Origin of the sequence: Halomonas flagellata, from assembly GCF_022487945.1 — a bacterium.
GTDB lineage: Bacteria > Pseudomonadota > Gammaproteobacteria > Pseudomonadales > Halomonadaceae > Halomonas > Halomonas flagellata.
Map to the genome: position 1 here is coordinate 1 of NZ_JAKVPY010000132.1, position 557 is coordinate 557.

Annotated in this window: 1 protein-coding gene; it reads right to left on the reverse strand. The window is 60.7% G+C overall.

The window, feature by feature from the left end; translation table 11 throughout:
- A partial coding sequence (locus MKP05_RS21525; protein WP_240570168.1) for a tyrosine-type recombinase/integrase occupies nt 1-557 on the reverse strand: 557 nt, incomplete at both ends.

The following is a 557-nucleotide window of genomic DNA, read 5'->3' on the forward strand; positions in this document are numbered from 1 at the left end:
TGCTGGGTGCTTTTGAAATCCTTATGCCCCATGTACGCCTGCAATGCAACCGGCAGCGCCCCGTTCATCGCCAGGTGCATCGCAAAAGAGTGCCGGAAGGTTTTCGGGCTGATCGCGGGAATAGTGAATTTCACGCCGCGCAGCCCGCACTCAGCCAGGGCGTTTTGCAGCCAGTGACGGGCGGTGTCGTCGGTTATCTCCCATACCGGCTTTGTGCGGTGTCGGGTGAAGGTCGCCAGGTGATCGCGCAGCCGCACAACAAACGCCTCATCGAGCAGCGGCACGGCGCGTTTAACCGGCTCTCCCTTGCGCGGGCGTCCGGTGCGGGGCTGCTGTCGCTGTTTAAGCGTATACAGCACGACATACGGCCTTCTGGCATCGAGGACAATATCAGCCGGGGTGACGGCTAATGCCTCATTAATCCGTGCGCCGCTGTTCCAGAGGAAATCAAACAGCATCCGCTGGCGCAGGTCGCCCACGGCATCGAGCAACACGCCGACTTCAGGCGCAAGCAGATATTTCTGATAGCCGGTTGTCTCGGCGGCAAGGTCGCGCAT